The organism is Bradyrhizobium niftali (assembly GCF_004571025.1).
GTDB lineage: Bacteria > Pseudomonadota > Alphaproteobacteria > Rhizobiales > Xanthobacteraceae > Bradyrhizobium > Bradyrhizobium niftali.
This window is the reverse complement of record NZ_SPQT01000012.1, coordinates 41,779-55,626: the sequence shown is the minus strand read 5'-3', so window position 1 is coordinate 55,626 and position 13,848 is coordinate 41,779. Positions and strand designations below refer to the sequence as shown.

Annotated in this window: 11 protein-coding genes; 5 read left to right on the top strand and 6 right to left on the bottom strand. The window is 66.2% G+C overall.

Going from position 1 to position 13,848, the window contains the following annotated elements; genetic code table 11:
* Nucleotides 1–447 precede the first annotated feature (447 nt).
* Together E4K65_RS21235 and E4K65_RS21230 are read right to left on the bottom strand one after the other, a co-directional pair.
* Nucleotides 448–2,031, bottom strand: coding sequence for a DHA2 family efflux MFS transporter permease subunit (locus tag E4K65_RS21235; protein ID WP_135175834.1), 1,584 nt, complete (start codon nt 2,029–2,031; stop codon nt 448–450).
* A gap of 28 nt (nt 2,032–2,059) precedes the next feature.
* Complete coding sequence (locus E4K65_RS21230; protein WP_135175833.1) at nt 2,060–3,376, bottom strand: HlyD family secretion protein; 1,317 nt, start codon at nt 3,374–3,376, stop codon at nt 2,060–2,062.
* Nucleotides 3,377–3,572: 196 nt separating this feature from the next.
* On the opposite strand from E4K65_RS21230, the gene E4K65_RS21225 reads away from it, so the two are divergent.
* Both E4K65_RS21225 and E4K65_RS21220 read left to right on the top strand, forming a co-directional pair.
* Entirely contained in the window at nt 3,573–4,208 is a 636-nt protein-coding gene (locus E4K65_RS21225; protein ID WP_135175832.1) for a TetR/AcrR family transcriptional regulator, read from the top strand.
* A 55-nt stretch (nt 4,209–4,263) separates the two neighbouring features.
* The gene (locus E4K65_RS21220) at nt 4,264–4,605 is read left to right on the top strand and encodes a DUF6665 family protein (RefSeq protein ID WP_135175831.1); all 342 of its coding nucleotides are present in this window, start codon (nt 4,264–4,266) and stop codon (nt 4,603–4,605) included.
* 218 nt (nt 4,606–4,823) lie between these two features.
* Here the strand turns inward: E4K65_RS21220 and E4K65_RS21215 are convergent, their stop codons facing one another.
* Together E4K65_RS21215 and E4K65_RS21205 are read right to left on the bottom strand one after the other, a co-directional pair.
* On the bottom strand, nt 4,824–6,035 hold the full coding sequence (locus E4K65_RS21215) for an extensin-like domain-containing protein (protein ID WP_135175830.1): 1,212 nt from the start codon (nt 6,033–6,035) through the stop codon (nt 4,824–4,826).
* Nucleotides 6,036–6,552: 517 nt separating this feature from the next.
* Nucleotides 6,553–7,443, bottom strand: coding sequence for a DUF2147 domain-containing protein (locus tag E4K65_RS21205; protein ID WP_135175829.1), 891 nt, complete (start codon nt 7,441–7,443; stop codon nt 6,553–6,555).
* A gap of 199 nt (nt 7,444–7,642) precedes the next feature.
* Between E4K65_RS21205 and E4K65_RS21200 the strand changes: the two genes are divergently transcribed.
* Both E4K65_RS21200 and E4K65_RS21195 read left to right on the top strand, forming a co-directional pair.
* The gene (locus E4K65_RS21200) at nt 7,643–8,398 is read left to right on the top strand and encodes a DUF2147 domain-containing protein (protein WP_135175828.1); all 756 of its coding nucleotides are present in this window, start codon (nt 7,643–7,645) and stop codon (nt 8,396–8,398) included.
* Nucleotides 8,399–8,810: 412 nt separating this feature from the next.
* Nucleotides 8,811–10,238 (top strand): FecR domain-containing protein, encoded by a 1,428-nt coding sequence (locus E4K65_RS21195; RefSeq protein WP_167771021.1) that lies wholly within the window; start codon nt 8,811–8,813, stop codon nt 10,236–10,238.
* Between the two features lie 257 nt (nt 10,239–10,495).
* On the opposite strand, the gene E4K65_RS21190 is transcribed toward E4K65_RS21195, so the two are convergent.
* Together E4K65_RS21190 and asd are read right to left on the bottom strand one after the other, a co-directional pair.
* Nucleotides 10,496–11,059: an NUDIX hydrolase gene (locus E4K65_RS21190; protein ID WP_135175951.1), complete on the bottom strand. Its 564-nt coding sequence runs from the start codon at nt 11,057–11,059 to the stop codon at nt 10,496–10,498.
* A 68-nt stretch (nt 11,060–11,127) separates the two neighbouring features.
* Nucleotides 11,128–11,991: an archaetidylserine decarboxylase gene (gene asd, locus E4K65_RS21185; RefSeq protein WP_135175826.1), complete on the bottom strand. Its 864-nt coding sequence runs from the start codon at nt 11,989–11,991 to the stop codon at nt 11,128–11,130.
* Nucleotides 11,992–12,026: 35 nt separating this feature from the next.
* Between asd and E4K65_RS21180 the strand changes: the two genes are divergently transcribed.
* Entirely contained in the window at nt 12,027–13,691 is a 1,665-nt protein-coding gene (locus E4K65_RS21180; protein ID WP_135175825.1) for an aminotransferase class III-fold pyridoxal phosphate-dependent enzyme, read from the top strand.
* Nucleotides 13,692–13,848: the final 157 nt, after the last annotated feature.

The window sequence follows — 13,848 nt, the reverse complement described above, 5'->3', positions numbered from 1 at the left end:
GCCGGCTCCATCAACGGACGCAAGTCGGCCACGAAGGGCAGACGGCGTCACTCACAGGTGATTTTGACTTGGGGAAGTGGGGCGATCGGGACTCGTGACCCGATCGAATCTGGCGGAGGAGGCCTCTAGCAGGCCGCCGACATACCGAACCAGAACATCGAACGCGGGCGTACGATCTGCGAATGCGACGAAATCATGCAAATCCCCCCCGGTTCGATTGAATGAGGTGCGCTTTATAGATGTGCCGTTCGCACTTTGCAACGGGGCGCGCGCGAGATCACGAACGAGTGTTGCAATTTGGTTCGCGGGCCGCCGTCGATCTCATATTCCGCCGTCATGCCCCGCGAAGGCGGGGCATCCAGTACGCCGCGGCCTCTCGGCTCAACCACTACTGTCCCGGAATACTGGGTCGCCCGGTCAAGCCGGGCGACGACAGCGTGCGTGGCGTCAATGCGCGTCGCCGCCGCCGGTCAGCGAGGCCGGCTTGTTCAGCAGCGTGACCAGCAGGCTGAGGCCGAGATAGAACAACGTCAGCATGAAGAAGGCGTCGCCAAAGCTCATCACCACGGCCTGGCGGTGCACCAGCTGCGAGAGCTGCTTCATCGCCATCAGCGTGGAATCGCCGAGCCCCTGAAACTTCTGCATGAACATGGTCAGGGTTTCGGTCGCGGTCGCGTTGCCCCAGGTCACGCGCTCCTGGAGGCGCGTGATGTGCAGGTCGGTGCGGTCGTTGAGCACGGTGTTGATGACGGCGAGCCCGACCGCGCCGCCGAGATTGCGCATCAGGTTGAACAGGCCGCTTGCGTTCTTCACCCTGTCAGGCGCCAGCGTGCCGAGCGCGATGTTGTTGGTCGGCACCATCGCGAACATCATGCCGACGCCGCGCAGGATCTGCGGCACCAGCAGCTCGTAGAAATCGTAGTCGCGGGTGATCCAGGTCATCTGGTAGGAGCCGATCGCGAACACGACGAGGCCGAAGGCGATCATGTAGCGCATGTCGAATTTCACCATCAGCCGGCCGACCAGCGGCGCGACCAGGAACATGGTGATGCCGGAGACGAACATGGTCTCGCCGATCATCAGCGCGCTGTAGCCGCGCACTTCGGCGAGATAGCGCGGATAGATGTAGGTCAGGCCGTAGAGGCCGATGCCGATGCAGAATTGGAGCACGCAGCCGACCGCAAAGTTGCGGTTGGAGAAGGTGCGCAGGTTGACGATCGGCTCGGCCGCCGTGAAGACGCGCCAGAAGAAGGCGATCGCCGATACGGCGCACACCGCGGCGCAGATCGCCACTGTCGTGTCCTGCAGCCATTCATATTGCGGGCCTTCCTCCAGCACATATTCCAGCGTGCCGAGGAAGCCGGCCATGAAGAGCAGGCCCCACCAGTCGAAGCGGTCGAGCAATTCGAAATGCGGCTCGTCGAAATCGACCAGCGCCAGCACGCCCAAGGTAATGGCGATGCCGGGCACGACGTTGATGAAGAACAGCCAGTTCCACGACATCAGATCGGTGATGTAGCCGCCGACCGTCGGCCCAATGGTCGGCGCCAGCGTCGCGACAAGCCCGATGATGGGACCGACGATGTGGAATTTGGAGCGCGGAAACACGGTGTAGGCTGAGGCGAACACTGTCGGGATCATGCCGGCGCCGAGAAAGCCCTGGAGCGCGCGCCAGAGGATCATCTCCTCGATAGTGGTGGCGAAGCCGCAGAGCAGGCTCGAGGCGGTGAACCCCGCGGCCGAGATCGCGAACAGCAGCCGCGTGCCGAACGCGCGCGACAGGAAGCCCGACAGCGGGATCGCGATGACTTCGGCGATCAGATAGGCGGTCTGGACCCAGGAGACTTCGCTGGAGCTCGCCGACAGGCCGGCCTGGATTTCGCTGAGGGACGCCGAGACGATCTGGATGTCCAGGATCGACATGAACATCCCGAACACCATGATGATGAAGGCGAACAGCCGCTTCGGCGCGATGCGCTCCGAAGCGGGGGCCGCCATCATCGCAGGTGAAGCAGTCGTGGCGTTCGCCATGGTCTGAGCTCGCAGCGCCCGGGTGCGCCTACTGCGGATGGATCATGGTGGGATCGTCGAGATCGACCTCGCTGTCGGCGTCGGCCGCGCCCTTGTTGGTGTCGACGGTGGCGTAGACCGACATGCCGGCGCGGAGCAGGTTCTGCTTCGCCACCGACTTCGGCACGCGGATGCGGACCGGCACGCGCTGCACGATCTTGGTGAAGTTGCCGGTGGCGTTGTCGGGCGGCAGCAGCGTGAACACCGAGCCCGCGCCCGCCGCGATGCTGTCGACGACGCCGGAGAACTTGCGCATGCCATAGGCATCGACCTTGATCGTCACCGGCTGGCCGGGGCGGATGCGCTTGAGCTGCGTTTCCTTGAAGTTGGCGTCGATATAGACGTCGTCGAGCGGCACGACGTTGCCGAGCCGCTGGCCGACCGCGACGAAGTCGCCGGCGCTGACCAGGCGGTTCGAGAACGTGCCGCCAACCGGGGCGCGCACCGCGGTGAAGGCGAGATCGCGCTCGGCCTTGGCGAGCGAGGTCTTGAGCTCGGCAAGCTGGGCCTGCGCTTCGGCCTGCTGCGCCTTGGTGACGTCGACGTTGCTGACGGCGACGTCATAGGCGGCCTGCGCGGCCTTGACCGCGGCGGCGCCCTGGTCGCGTCCGGCTTCCGAGCTCTCGAAGGTGGCGCGCGAGGCAAAGCCCTTGCTGCTCAGCGCCTGCTGGCGCTCGTAGTCGAGGTCCGCGCGCTTGAGGCCCGCCTCGGCCGAGACGAGCTGTGCCTTGGCCTGGGCAACCTGGCTGTCGAGCGCCGCGATCTGGCGGCCGATGCGATCGATGGTCGCCTGCTGGGTCGCGATCCTGGTCGCGGCGGCGTCGACCGCGATCTTGTAGTCGCCGTCGTCGATGCGGAAGATGATGTCGCCGGCGCGCACCGTCGTGTTGTCGCCGGCAAGGATCGAGGAAATGTGGCCGGCAACGCGCGCGCCGAGCATGGTGTTGTTGGCGCGGACATAGGCGTCGTCGGTGGCGATGTAGAAACGCCCGACCACCGTGTAATAGCCGGCATAGCCGGCTGCCGCGAGCGCCAGCACCAGACCGACGCCCATCAGGACGAATTTGCGCTTGCCGGATTTCGGCGTGCCGCTGGCGGCGGGCGCATCTGCCCCCGGCGCGGCCGGCTTGTCGGTCACGGGCTTCTCCGGCGCCTCGCTGCGGCGCTTGGTTTCCTCGACCACATGGGAGCGCAGCTGCTCGGCGAGAACAGCGGACGTCTCGGTCGCAGGGTCACCGTTCGCCGAATTCGTCTCCACCGCTTCCTGGCGAAGGACGCGCGCAGCCTGGTCTCTCGATACGGCCATAACGGCCTCCCCAAAAAAAAGCGCGATGAAGGACGGCCCGCCAGCGGCGTGCTCCCCTCGCTTATCCCAAATATCATTGACCGAACGGTTCGGTCAATATACATAATATCCTGCGTCGGACCCTAGTGGCCCGAATCCTTTATTTGCGTTTCATTGTTCGGCACCTCGTCCCGAAACCTTCCGAGACCCTGAACCAATGGTTGTAGCTGCCAGCGAACCTCTGCACGTCATCCAGGAGGAGGACAGCTCGAAGCGCCGCCAGATCCTGGACGGGGCCCGCAAGGTGTTCATGGATCTCGGTTTCGACGGCGCCAGCATGGGCGAGATCGCGCGCGCGGCGCAGGTCTCCAAGGGCACGCTCTACGTCTACTTCGCCGACAAGTGCGCGCTGTTCGAAGCCATCCTCGAGCAGGAGGCGCTCCAGTACGGCCAGGTCGTGTTCAACTTCGATCCCGGCCGCGACGCCGAGACCACGCTGAAGGAGTTCGGCCGGGCCTACATCCATCTGCTCTGCCGGCCGGGCGGCGGATCGGCGATCCGCACCGTGATGGCGATCGCCGAGCGCATGCCCGATGTCGGTCGCCGCTACTATGCGCGGGTGCTGGACAAGACCATCAACCGCCTCTCCGATTATCTCAAAACCCATGCCGCCTCCGGCGATCTCACGATGGACGATTGCGATCTTGCCGCCTCGCAGTTCATGGAACTGTGCAAGGCTTCACTATTCCTGCCCTTCGTCTTCCAGGCCGCGCCCGCGCCGTCGGAAGAGCGCATGACCGAGGTGGTCGACAGCGCGACGCGGATGTTCCTGGCGGCGTACCGGGCGAAGTAATCGCAAGCACGCCACGCGTTGCGCAGGCCGGTCTCGCAGCATTATATTTGCGGCCATGCCCCGTGATCTTCGCCCGCCTGTCGATATCCTCCATTATGAGATCGTCCAGGAACAGGCCTCAGCGCTTGGACGGATGGGTCGCGCGCTCGAACAGAGCCTTGCGCGCTTGCGCGAGTTCGACGCCGCCTACGAAGCCCCGGGGACGCCGGCCTCGATGCAGCCGGCCAGGCGCAAGCTGGTGATGGAGGCCGGCCAGGCGCTCTGGATGTTCGTGGTGCAACGTGAGGCGTCCGGCTTGCGCGACAGCCGTCACATCATGCGGACCTACAACGTCCCGGGCGAGGTGCAGCTGTGCATGGGGCTGGTCCCCGCGCCGTCGAAGGCGACCTCGACATGACTTTCTGGCTGCGCAGAGCTACGATCCGATCTCTTCCATCTTGCGCCATCCATGCACGATTTTCCGCCCGTCACGCGTGAACGCGAAGACGTGGCCTCCACCCGACGATGGACATGTCGATTGACGCAATCGTGGCCCGCATGAGCGTAGCGATATGCGGGAATTCTGTTCCGGGATATCGCTACGCTCATCCGGACTACAAGAGAAGCTGCGCCCGCCTAATCGTCAGCGTAATCGTCCTCTTCCTGCTTCCGCGTGCTCTTGCGCGTTCCGAGCGAGCCGGTGACATAGGGATCGCGCCTGCCCGCATAAGGATTGCGCTGTTGCGCGCGCCCGGCGACCTCTTCGCCGGAGACGGCCGCGGGCTGGCAGATCAGGCGGCGGCTGGCGCGGCGCATCAGATCGACGTGGATGTGATCGTAGTGATAGACGTTCGAGCCCGGCGCGAGCACCGTGGTGAAATGCGCGCACGCGCCCGACTGCACGTCGCGCAGAAAACCCTGCTCTTCCGGCATGCCGCGCCAGCCGTCCTTCACCGTGACACGGCGGCCATCGGCGAGCACGAAGGCGGAGATGTCGAGCGCGTTGCCGAAGGCATGCTCGGAAATGTGGGCGTGCGAGTTGCCGTTCATGCCACGGCAGGAATAGGCGGAGATCTGCTTGATCTCGGCGACGCGCACGCCAAACCAGCGCATGGCCGAGGGCTGCACGGTGTCGGCGAGCCAGCGGTCGAGCTCGGACACGATCGGACAGGCCAGCGTCGCGGTCGGCTTGATCGCAACGGGACCGACGGCAGTAACCGGATTGCCCTGCGCGGGACCAAGGCGCGGCAGCGGCTGCTGCGCGGGCGCCTGCGAATAGGGTGCGGGACCGGGCTGCCACGCCGGATAGCTCGGCGCATTCATGTAGCGCGCCGCACCCGCAGCATCGGTGCCCTCGGGCGGCAGGTCGATCTCGTCTTCCTGCGGCGCCACACCGGGCGCATTCAGTGACATCGGTCCCGACGAGGCGCCATAACCGGACGGCTGGCGCACCGCGTTCTCGGGATAGTTCGGCCGTTGCGGATAAGAGGATGCCGGATAGGCCTGGCCCTGCGGATAATTCGATCGCGGCTGTGTCACCGGCCAGCGCGGCTGGTTGCCGACATTGCCCGGCGGGCGCAGTTCCTCGTCGGCAAAGCCGTAGCTGCTCGAGGGCTCACCGATGGCGGCGACCTTGAGCGGAAACTCCGCACCGCAGCTGCCGGGCCCGGAGATCGGGTCGATGCGGACGATGTCCGCACTTTCCTTGACCGCGCCGGATTTCAGGCATGCGGCTTCCGCCTCGGCCCGCCACGGTTCACGTTCGGCCTGGAAGAAGCCGCGTCCGCAACCCGCTAGCGAAACAAGGACGATGGAGCCGACGAGATACAAACGAACTCCGCGCGTCATGCACGCACGTTCGGTGAATTTACTTAAAGACTCTTCAACGTGTCGATTTCAGCCTTCCTTAACCATGCCGGGCGCGGCCGCGCGGTCGCTCCTGGAGATGAGCGGCAGCACGGCTGACTTTTTCGCAAGGACACTTTCTGTTAACCATGTCGGCCGGGCGCAGGGGCGCGCGAGCAGCGGGACCATGCTTCAGCGGAACATCCCAGGGAGCAACGGCATGACGTTTGCCGGGAGACTGAGCGTTATCACCGCGTACCTCGCCATGGCCTTCGTCGGCGCCATCGTGCTCGGCATGATCTAGCGGCTTCAGCCCACCGCCTCGAATGTTGCTTCGTCTCCCTTCTCCCCTTGTGGGACAAGGTGGCGCGCGTAGCGCGACGGATGAGGGGTCTGCTTCCGCCAGTTCAAGCGCGAGTGTTGCTCACGGTGAGAGACCCCTCACCCGTCTTGCCGCTACGCGGCCAGCCACCCTCTCCCACAAGGGGAGAGGGAAGAAGCGCGTGCGTATCGCGAAGAGCTACGACCGCGCGCCCCACTGCCGCGACGTCGTAACCACCTGCTCCTGCGGCTCCTCAACGCGCGTCCAGTCGTTGCCCGAGCACCAGAAGTGGCCGAGCGCGCAGGCCTCCACGTAGAGGCTGCCGGTGCGCTTCAGCGTCATTCTCGCATAATAGGTGTTGCCGGTGGAGCGGCTGTAGATGCTGCCGGTCCAGACGTCGTGCGATTTCTGCTTCATGTTGACGAGCACGCTCTCGCCCCTGCTCGACGTCTCGGTCAGCGCATATCCGCACAGCGCGGAGCCGCAGCGTTCGATGCGGACCGTGCCCTTGGCGCCGTCGCTTTCCCACTGCCCGAGCGGCATGCCGGGCGACTCGTCGTCACTGCGCTGTGCGATCGCCGTGGCCGGTTTGATCTCGGGCTTCGGCGCGACGACCGGCGGCTCCATGCGCGGCGGATCGAGCGCGATCGCCTTCGGCGGATCCTCGCGCGGCAGCTCAACCCGCGGCGGATTGGGGGCCAGGGCCTCGCTCCTTGGTGCCTCGGATCTTGGCGCCGGCGGCAGCACAACGGGCTGCGACGTCGTCGCGGCGAGCACGGGCGGCGGCGCCGGTGACGGCGCGACCGCAATCGCCTGTGGCGGCCGGGCCGGGGTTGCCGGATAGACCGGCTGCGGCGCCTGGACTACCGGCGGTGGGACAGGCAGAGCGGGTGTCGTGGCGACGTCCTCCGCCGGCCGAAAGTTGCGATTGGAGGAAATCGAGACGCAGGAAGCGGATCGGCAATTCCTGGGCGCCTCGACATGGAACCGGTGCCCGCCGATCGAGAACGCGTAGGAACCGGCCTGTGCTGGAGGCGCAACCGCCAGCAGCGCGATCAATGTGCCAAGCGAAGTCGCAAGCCGCGTCATCGGCGCCTCCCCCTCTTCTGTCGCGACGACGTTACGCGGGATGGACCGCGGCTGAATGTGCGCTGCCTCACCCAAGCGCGCGGGAGTCATTGTGACGTCCATCACGGAAGGCCGGACGGGCCGGGCGTAGGGTCGAACCAAGCATCGTCCACCAGCGACTTCAGTCCATATCGGGACCACGCATTTTTCGGAGGTTGTCATGAACAAGCTCGCCATCGCCGCCACCGCACTGTTCCTCGCTTCGACCGCAGCCGCTCATGCCGGCAATTCGATCTCGTTCCAGATCGAGGGCCAGCACATCCGCATCGAGACGCCGCGCAACTGCGCCTCGCTCGACTGCGTGACCATCGTCGCGCCGGGCCTGTCGGACAAGCCGATCAAGCTGAACAACATCAACCTCAAGGGCCTTGGCTCCAAGGACGATGACGTCGACACCACGCCGGCTCCGGCCACCACCGCGCAGCCCGCGCCGGCTCCGGTGCAGCAGCAGCCCGTGCAGCAGGCGCCGGTCCAGGCGACCGCGCCTGCGGTTGCCGCTCCCGCAGCGCCCGCCCCGACGGTTGCCGCTGCTCCGTCCGTCGGCTCCGACAACACGGTGCAGCCCGCGCCCGCTGCGGCTCCCGTCGCGGCGCCCGCTCCGGCTCCGGTGGCCGCTGCGCCGGCGCAGGTCGCCAACACGCCGATCGGCATCTGGGCGACCGAAGAGAACAAGGGCAACGTCCGCGTCGAGCAGTGCGGCGCCAATCTGTGCGGCTACGCGCAGAAGACCAATGAACGCATCCTGATCAACATGAAGCCCGAAGGCTCGAAGTGGAGCGGCCGCATCCACGATCCCGACTCCGGCCGCAACTACGACTCGACGATCGCGATGAAGGGCCCGAATGCGATGCGCGTGCAGGGCTGCGCCTTCGGCGGCATGTTCTGCGGCGGCCAGACCTGGAAGCGCGTGGGCTGACGCGCGGAGCGCGTCATCCCGGGGCGATGCGAAGCATCGAACCCGGGATCTCGTGCTCCAAGCACAAATGTTCGTCATGCCCGGGCTTGTCCCGCCTGCGCGGCCGAAGCCGCTTCGGCGAGGCGAAGGCCCGGGCATCCACGTTCTTGGTGCCGCGCGGCGAGCACACTTTATCCCCTCACCCTGAGGAGCCTGCGCAGCAGGCGTCTCGAAGGGCGAGGCCCGGACCGGCAGCCAGGCCTCTATGGTTCGAGACGCGCGCAAGGGCGCGCTCCTCACCATGAGGGGAGAGAGCACCGTTTGCACGCTCGCCCCGTCCATGCGACACGTGTTCATCCGCCGTTCAGCTGTCCACGGCTGAAATCGGCCGATCTCGCCTCGCGTTTCTCACCGGGACCTCTTCGTGACTTCATTGGTGGCTTGGCGCCGCTTCGTGTTTGCGCTTCCGCTGCTGGCCTTGCCGCTGGCCGGCACGAGCGGGGCGTTCGCGTCCGACGCAATCGAACTCGCACAGGCGCAGCCGCAGGCACAGCCGGCGCCCGCTCCCTCGCCGGCGCCCGCAGCCTCGCCGACACCGGCCACCGACGCGCAATCCACCGCGGTCGAACCGATCGGCAACGTCGCGACCGTGACGGGAATCGCGACCGTGATCCGGGACAAGAATTCCTATCCGCTGCGCGTGCGCGACGACATCTATCTCAACGACGTCGTGCAGACCTCGTCGAACTCCTCGCTCGGCATCACCTTCAACGATGCGACCACGTTCAACCTCTCCGCCAGCGCCAGGATCACCATCGACAATTACGTCTATGAGGACGGCGGCAAGCAGAATTCGGCGATCTTCGACATCGGCAAGGGCACGGTTGCCTTCGTTGCGGCGGCGGTGGCGAAGACCGGCGACATGAAGATCGCGACGCCGACCGCGACGCTCGGCATCCGCGGCACCACCGGCGTCGTCGACGTGCCCGAAGGCGCGGCCGCGAGCCGCGCCAGCAACGTCAACATCAAGCTCTATCCCGACGCCGACGGCCGGGTCGGACACATCGAGGTCAACGACCGCAGCAGCGGCACGCGGCTCGGCGCGCTGACGCAAGGCGCGAGCGGCTTTGCGATCCGCCCCGGCACGGGCGGCCCCGGCGGCATGCGCTTTGCGGCCGTGCCGATCACCATTGCCCCGCAGCAGATCGCGCGCGACCGCGGCTTCGTCAGCCAGGTGCATCTGGCACAGACCGCGGGCCGCCAGATCGTCACCGAGCAGCGCGACTTCCGCCGCGCCAATCCGACCGCGACCAGCCGCATTCCGCGGCCGGCGCAGCCGCCGCAGCAGCAACAATTGCGGCCGACGACGGCGCCCGTCCAACAGCCGCAGCGGCCGAACGGTCAGCCGGGCCAGAACAACCGTCCGGGTCAGCAGCAGCCGGGCACGCCAAACCGGCAAGGCGTACAGCCGCCGCAGCGGCAGGGCCAGGGACAACAAGGACAGGGCGGCGCGGTCCAGCCGGGCACGCCGCGCGCGGGCCAGCAGCAACACGGTCAGCAGCAGGGTGCGGGCCGGCCGGCCGGCGCACCGCGCACGCAGCCCGGCGGCACGCCGCAAACCCTGCCGCCGCGCGCCGGCCAGACTCCTGTGCAGCCCGGAGCAGCCGTGCCGCAGCCGGGCACGACACCGCAGCCGCAAACGCCGCGCACCGGATTGCAGCCGGGCCAGCCGCCCGCAGTCCAGCAGCCAGGCGGCATCCAGCGCCAGGGCGGATTCCAGCAGCGCCTCCCCGCCGCACAGCACCCCGCAGCGCCGCGCAAGCCGGCACCCGCTCCGAAGGAGAAGAAAGAGCGGCGGTGACATTCTTCCTTCTCCCCTTGTGGGAGAAGGTGCAGCGTCAATGCGGACACGACTTCCGCAACGATAGCGCTGGTGAGGCGCTTCCCTGCATCCTCCGTCATTGCGAGCGCAGCGAAGCAATCCAGAATCTTTCCACGGAGGGACTCTGGATTGCGTCGCTTCGCTCGCAATGACGACTTGGAGGGAACTGACGCTCCCACAGCCATTCTAGCTCGCGGATGTGTCCAAACTCGCAAGCAAAGCGGCGCGATGACAACTCACGCCTCGCCGCGCAGCCAGGCCTTCACCTTTTGCAACAAGCCATGACGCAGTTCATCGACCGACGCTGCTTCGGCGGGCGTCAGCGTCTGCAAGGCTGCATCGGCATCGTCGGTCGCCGGCGGCGGCACGGGTGCGGGCGGAGATGCAAGGCCGGCGGCGGCGATCGCGATCGGGCCGATCTGGATCAGGAAGGCGCGCTCGTATTCGCGCGACAGGCGCGCGATTGCATCCTCCAGCGTCAGCCAGTCGACCGCCTTGACGTCGTTCATCAGCTTGCGGACCGGACCGCCCCCGGCCTCCATGCGCCAGAAATGCACGACCTTGGAGCGGCCGCCCGACTGATAGACGAGCGTTCCCAGGAATTCGTGGATGGCGACCTCGTGACCGGTCTCTTCCAGCACCTCGCGGTGCGCGGCCTCCTTCGGCGTCTCGCCGTCGTCGAGCTTGCCCTTCGGCAAGACCCATTCGTTGCGCTTGCGCTGGCGCACGACTGCAATCAGCGGCGGCGCGCCACGCCGCAGCACAATACCCCCCGCCGCCATCACCGGCGCCCGCGCCATCGCCAAATCCGTGTCGATCAAATCGTTCCCCGCCGACCATATAGGCGGCGGAGACGGCGGATTGAAGGCTACTTTCTTCCGAGCAGCGCTTGACCGGCGCGGATGCGGGTACCCTCGGCGATGCCGTCGCAGAATTTGAAATCGCCGGGCGCGAGGATGATGATGGTCGAGCCGTGCTCGAACCAGCCGAGCTCCTCGCCCTTGCTCACGTTGACGTCGCAGGGGAAGTTGACCGGGCCCTTCGTCTGCGCGTTCAGCACCATGTCGAGGAAATGCAGGCGGATGCTCGCGACCAGGATCGCCGCGACCGGCACCAGCGTCACGGCCTCGCCGGTCGACAGATGCGTCCGGATCACCGCGCGCTCGTTCTTGCAGAAGAGACGCTCGACCCGCTTCAGCGCGATCGGGTTGACGTTCCAGACATCGCCATGGATCAGCGTCACGCGCTCGATGTGTGCGTCGTAGGGCGCATGGAAGCGATGATACATGCTCGAGGTCAACCGCAGCGTGACAAAGGAGCCGTTGCGGTGCTGGTCCACCAGTGCGGAATCGCCGAGCAGATCGAGCAGCGAATACGGCGCGCCCTTGACCTGGAACAGCTCGGTATCCGCGATCCGGCCATGGGCGCCGACGATGCCGTCCGAGGGGCTGGCGACAATGGACGGGTCCGGGTCGAACGGACGCAGGCCCGGCTTCAGATCCCGGGTGAAGCAGTCGTGCAGGCTCTTGAAATGGGTCTTCCGCGCCTCCGACAGGTCGAGGTCGGAGAACAGTTTCCACAGCGCGATCGAGGCGTCCCGCACGAGCGGATTCTCGATCTTGGAGAACCAGCCCATGAAGCGGGTCAGGGCCGCGCGGGGGATGCGGTTGGTCAACAGGAAGTTGAGGTCTTCCTGCTGGGTGAAAGAGGCGATGAGGGCTTTGACTGTCATGAATCTGTCAGCTCGCAGTATTAGCGCTTGTTGTCATGGAAACGACACTCCCGATTCTCTCGATGTCCGTGGCCGCCGCAGCCTCCGCTGCCGCCGCCTTCCCGAAGCTCAAGGCGCGGATCGAACTCTCCCGCGCCAAGCACCGCTCGCTCGCCGGGCACTCCAAGATGTCGCGCCGGGTGGCCCGGCTGCTCCCGTTCTACGAGTTCGGAGACGACGACTACTTTGCCTGCGACGGGGCGCCCGCGAATATCGCGGCCCAGCGCAAGGACGGCTTCTTCCGCCTCGCAAGCCTCTACGCCGAGCGCTACCCCAAGGGGCGCGCGATGACGAAGGAAGCGGCGGAAAAGATCTCCGACCTGCACTTCACCGAGACCTACCGCGTGCCGTTCCAGTTCTCGCGCCTTGTCCGCGAGCACCTGGGCACCTCGACCTTCATGGAATCCTCGCGCGGTGTCACCGTCACCGATGTCGACGGCAACACCTCCTACGACCTCACGGGGTCCTACGGCGTCAACATCTTCGGCAACGACTTCTACAAGGAGTGCATCGAGGGATCCGAGAAGCGGGCGCATGCGCTTGGACCGGTGCTCGGCCCCTATCACCCCGTCATCCTCGATAACGTGACCCGGCTGTGCCAGATCTCGGGCCTCGAGGAGGTCTCCTTCCACATGTCCGGCACCGAGGCCGTGATGCAGGCGGTGCGGCTCGCGCGCTACCACACCAGGCGCACACATCTCGTCCGCTTCGCCGGCGCCTATCACGGCTGGTGGGGCGACGTGCAGCCGGGCGTCGGCAATCCGATCCCCGCGCACGAGACCTACACCCTCGCCGAGATGTCGGAGAAAACGCTGCACGTGCTGCGCACCCGCAAGGACATTGCCTGCGTGCTGGTCAATCCGCTCCAGGGCTTGCATCCCAACGGCAACGCGCCCGGCGATTCCTCGCTGGTCGATTCCTCCCGCGGCGGCAACTTTGACCGCGCGGCGTATACCGACTGGCTGAAGAAGCTGCGCGAAGTCTGCACCGAGCGCGGCATCGCGCTGATCTTCGACGAGGTCTTCGTCGGCTTCCGCCTCGCCGCCGGTGGCGCCCAGGAATACTTTGGCGTGCGCGCCGACATGGTAACCTACGGCAAGAGCCTCGCTGGCGGCCTCCCGGTCGGCGTGGTCTGCGGCAAGCGCGAGCTGATGCGCCGCTTCCGCGACGATCGTCCCGCCGATATCTGCTTCGCCCGCGGCACCTTCAACTCCCATCCGTACGTCATGACGGCGATGGACGAGTTCCTGAGCCGGCTCGCCAGCCCGAACTTCCGCGCCATCTATGACGGGTTGGAGGCGACCTGGAACGGCCGCGCGCAAAAGCTCAACCAGATGATGACGGACGCTGACCTGCCGGTGCGGTTCGCCAACTTCTCGTCGATCTGGACGGTGAAATACACCACCCCGTCCCGCTACAACTGGATGCTGCAATATTACCTGCGCGCCGAAGGCCTGGCGCTGAGCTGGGTCGGCACCGGACGGCTGATCTTCAGCCTCAACTACACCGAGGCCGATTTCACGGAAGTCGCCGAACGCTTCGTCCGCGCCGCCGAAAAGATGAAGGCCGACGGCTTCTGGTGGCACGACGGCGCGCTCACCAACAAGCAAATCAAGCGGCAGATCTTGAAAGAGATGCTCGCCAAGCGCTTCGGGCGCTGAGGCTGGTTCTTCGATCATAGGCACAGTCATTCCGAGGCGGTCCGCAGGACCGAACCCGGAATCTCGAGATTCCGGGTTCGATGCTGCGCATCGCCCCGGAATGACGACATCTATAGCCCCCAAGACGTGGATGCCCGGCACGAGGCCGGGCATGACG

Coding starts and splice junctions, on each gene's coding strand:
- E4K65_RS21235 (WP_135175834.1), bottom strand. CDS start 2,031: ATGGCGAACGCCACGACTGCTTCACCTGCGATGATGGCGGCCCCCGCT.
- E4K65_RS21230 (WP_135175833.1), bottom strand. CDS start 3,376: ATGGCCGTATCGAGAGACCAGGCTGCGCGCGTCCTTCGCCAGGAAGCG.
- E4K65_RS21225 (WP_135175832.1), top strand. CDS start 3,573: ATGGTTGTAGCTGCCAGCGAACCTCTGCACGTCATCCAGGAGGAGGAC.
- E4K65_RS21220 (WP_135175831.1), top strand. CDS start 4,264: ATGCCCCGTGATCTTCGCCCGCCTGTCGATATCCTCCATTATGAGATC.
- E4K65_RS21215 (WP_135175830.1), bottom strand. CDS start 6,035: ATGACGCGCGGAGTTCGTTTGTATCTCGTCGGCTCCATCGTCCTTGTT.
- E4K65_RS21205 (WP_135175829.1), bottom strand. CDS start 7,443: ATGACGCGGCTTGCGACTTCGCTTGGCACATTGATCGCGCTGCTGGCG.
- E4K65_RS21200 (WP_135175828.1), top strand. CDS start 7,643: ATGAACAAGCTCGCCATCGCCGCCACCGCACTGTTCCTCGCTTCGACC.
- E4K65_RS21190 (WP_135175951.1), bottom strand. CDS start 11,059: ATGGCGCGGGCGCCGGTGATGGCGGCGGGGGGTATTGTGCTGCGGCGT.
- asd (WP_135175826.1), bottom strand. CDS start 11,991: ATGACAGTCAAAGCCCTCATCGCCTCTTTCACCCAGCAGGAAGACCTC.
- E4K65_RS21180 (WP_135175825.1), top strand. CDS start 12,027: ATGGAAACGACACTCCCGATTCTCTCGATGTCCGTGGCCGCCGCAGCC.